Raw genomic sequence first — 3369 nt, 5'->3', positions numbered from 1 at the left:
CAATCTGCTCGCCTCCAGCGGCTGGCCGGGCAACGTGCGCCAGCTCGTCAACGTGGTCGAGCAGTGCGTGGCGCTGACCAGCACGCCGATGATTCCGGAAGCGCTGGTCTCCCAGGCGCTGGCCGCCGAGGAGAACGCGCTGCCCTCGTTCAGCGAGGCGCGCGCCGGCTTCGAGCGTGGCTACCTGATCAAGGTGCTCAAGATCACCGAAGGCAACGTCACCCAGGCGGCCCGCATCGCCGGGCGTAACCGCACCGACTTCTACAAGCTGCTCGCGCGCCACGACCTCGATCCCGGCAGCTTCAAGCCGAGCGCGATGCCGGAGCAGGCGGGATGACCCCCGCCGGCCGGCCCACCGGAGTGGCCGAGGCGCGGCAGCCGGCCAACTGAAACGACGCGGCCCTCTCGATGGGCGATCACCCGATTCGGCACTGTCGAATCGGGTTTTTCATTTCATCGGGCTAGGCACGTGTCGGCATCCCCCCGCCATCCTCCCGCGTATCCGAGATCAGTTCGCCAATCCGCCGGCGCAGCCATCGGTGCAGCGGGTGGGTGGTGGTGCGCTCATGCCAGACCAAGGCCATGTCGAAACCGGGAACGGGTAGCGGGGGATCCAGCAGCCGTACCCGGCCAAGGCGGTCTCCGGCGACCCGGGTGGGGACCAGTGCGATCATGTCGCTGCGCGCAACGATCTCCGGCACCACCAGGAAACCCGGCGCCGACAGGGCCACGCGGCGGGACCGGCCGACGGCGGCCAGGGCATCGTCCACGGGGCCGTGAAAGCCGCCGCCCTCCGGCGAGACGATGACGTGATCCAGCCGGCAAAAGGTGTCGAGATCGAGCGATTCCGACAAGGCCGGATGGTCGGGGCGCACGATGGCGACGTACTCCTCGCGATAGAGCGTGCGCATGCGCAGGTTGTCCGGCGCCGTCCCGGGCGTCGTCAGGGCCAGGTCGACCTCTCCACGCGCCATCTGCGCATCCAGAATCCCGGTATCTATCGTCCGCCAGGCGATCCTGAGCCCCGGCGCCTCCCGGCTCAGGGCCAGCGCCAGCGGCATCAGGACCGAATACTGCACATAGTCGCTGGCCGCGATGGCGACGGCGGCTTTGGCCGTGGCCGGTTCGAACGGGCTGCCGGTGGCGATGACCTGGCGCACGCCCTCGATGGCGGCGTGCAGCGGTGCCTGGAGCTCGAGCGCGCGCTGGGTGGGGATCATGCCGCGTTGGGCGGGCAGCAGCAGCGGGTCGCCCAGCAGTTCACGCAAACGGGTCAGGCGGGCCGAGAGTGCCGGCTGGCTGAGGTGCAGACGCTTGGCGGCGCGACTGACATTGCGCTCCACCAGCAAGGTGTCGAGAGTCACCAGCAGATTCAGGTCCAGCCGTTCGATATCCATTCAATTGATACCAAGACACAAAATATCGGATTTCCACAATACCAGACGGCGCCTCAAGATCATGGTCCGAACCCGATCATTTTCCGATCATTGCCACAACTAGGAACCGGACCATGAGCCATATTCTGATCGTCCACGCCCACCCCGAGCCGCAGTCGCTGACCAGCGCCTTGAAGGACCTGGCGGTGGAGCTCCTGCAGGCGCAGGGGCATGAGGTGCAGGTCTCGGATCTCTATGCCATGGGGTGGAAGGCGATCGCCGACCGCGAGGATTTCATCGATACGGTCGACCCGGAGCGCCTGAGCTACATCGCCGAATCCCGCCACGCCTATGCCTCCGACACCCAGACCCTGGATATCGCCGCCGAGCAGCGCAAGCTGCTGTGGGCCGATGCGGTGCTGTTCAGCTTCCCGCTGTGGTGGTTCGGCATGCCCGCGATTCTCAAGGGCTGGGTCGACCGGGTGTTCGCTTTCGGCTTTGCCTACGGTGTCGGTGAGCACGGTGGCGAACGCTGGGGCGACCGCTACGGCGAAGGGGTACTGGACGGCCGCCGGGCGATGCTGATCCTGCCGATCGGCGGGCGCGCGCCGCACTACAGCGATCGCGGCGTCAATGGCAGCCTGGAAGAGATCTTGTGGCCGATCCAGCACGGCACGCTGTTCTATCCCGGGCTGGCGGTCATGCCGCCGTTTCCGGTCTACCAGAGCGAGAAGCTCGATGAGGCGGGTTGGCAACAGGTGGCGACCGAGCTCAGATCGCGCCTCGAGCGACTGTTCAGCGACGCGCCCATCCCTTTCCGGTGCCAGAACGGCGGGCACTACGATACCGAACAACGTCTCAAGCCTGGGCTGGGTCAGGGCGAGGGTGGGACACGGATCCATCTGGTGCAGCCCGGGGATCCCGAAGAGCGGCTCGCTTAGCGGCCCCGAATGGCTCAGCGCTTCAGCCGTCGCTTCACCTCCAGCTTCAGACGGCCCTCGCCGAGGCGGGCCGTCAGCATCTGGCCAGGTTGGGTCTGGCTGGCGGCGCGCACGACCTGGCCGTCGTCGTCCTGCAGGATCGAGTAGCCCCGTCCCAGCACGGCGAGCGGGCTGACGGCGTTGAGCTCCCGGGCCACGCCCTCCAGCCGCTGGCGTTCGTGCTGCAACTGGCGATGCTGGGCACTCTCCAGTCGCTGGCGTAGCTGGTCCACGTGCTCCCGCGATTGGCGCAAGGTACGGCGCGGGTCGTGGCGCGCGAAGCGCCGGGTGGCGGCCTCGAGTCGCTGACGATCCCGCTGCAGACGCTGCTGCATCGCCAGTTGCAGGCGACGATCCAGCCCCGCCAGCCGCTGGCGCTGCTGGGCGAGGCGTTCACCGGGGTGGCGCAGCCGCGCACGCAGGTGATCGAGACGCTGGGATTCGGCATTGAAGCGCCCGCGCCACGCCTGAAGAAGCCTTCTCCGCTGCTGACCCAGCGTCGTCTCGAGATCGCGGCGGTCCGGCACCAGCCGTTCGGCGGCGGCGGAGGGGGTCGGCGCACGCACGTCGGCGGCAAACTCGGCCAGGGTCGTGTCGACCTCGTGGCCGATGGCCGCCATCACCGGTAGCGTCGAGTGGTAGATCGCCCGGACCAGATGCTCGTCGTTGAATGCCCACAGGTCTTCCAGGCTGCCGCCGCCGCGGGTGATCAGGATCGCATCGAACGGGTCGCTTTCGTCTTCCCGCTGCGCCTGACGATTGGTTCTCACTTGACGATTAATCAAGGCCAACGCGCGAATCAGCGCCGGCGGTGCATCGCGGCCCTGTACCGGTGACGGGAACACGCTGACCCGCACCATCGGCCAGCGCGCCTGCAGCACCGCGAGCACCTCGCGAATGGCCGCGCCGGTCGGGGAGGAGATCAGGGCCAGATGGCGCGGCGGGTAGGGCAGCGGTCCCGCATTGGCGAATACGCCCTCGGCACTCAGCTGGCGCTTGAGCCGCTCGTAAGC

Annotated in this window: 4 protein-coding genes; 2 read left to right on the top strand and 2 right to left on the bottom strand. The window is 67.9% G+C overall.

The window, feature by feature from the left end:
* A partial coding sequence (locus AC3AYF_RS19515; RefSeq protein WP_487780222.1) for an AAA-type ATPase lid domain-containing protein occupies window positions 1–337 on the top strand: 337 nt, incomplete at its 5' end.
* Window positions 338–461: 124 nt separating this feature from the next.
* On the opposite strand, the gene AC3AYF_RS19510 is transcribed toward AC3AYF_RS19515, so the two are convergent.
* The gene (locus tag AC3AYF_RS19510) at window positions 462–1397 is read right to left on the bottom strand and encodes a LysR substrate-binding domain-containing protein (protein WP_487780221.1); all 936 of its coding nucleotides are present in this window, start codon (window positions 1395–1397) and stop codon (window positions 462–464) included.
* A gap of 113 nt (window positions 1398–1510) precedes the next feature.
* On the opposite strand from AC3AYF_RS19510, the gene AC3AYF_RS19505 reads away from it, so the two are divergent.
* Complete coding sequence (locus tag AC3AYF_RS19505) at window positions 1511–2317, top strand: NAD(P)H-dependent oxidoreductase (protein WP_487780220.1); 807 nt, start codon at window positions 1511–1513, stop codon at window positions 2315–2317.
* 14 nt (window positions 2318–2331) lie between these two features.
* Here the strand turns inward: AC3AYF_RS19505 and xseA are convergent.
* Window positions 2332–3369: exodeoxyribonuclease VII large subunit (xseA, locus tag AC3AYF_RS19500; RefSeq protein WP_487780219.1), on the bottom strand; the 1038-nt coding region annotated here is incomplete at its 5' end.

The sequence above is a fragment of the Salinicola sp. genome, from assembly GCF_982684285.1.
The sequence above is the reverse complement of the archived record's forward strand: the minus strand, read 5'-3'. Positions and strand labels throughout refer to the sequence as shown.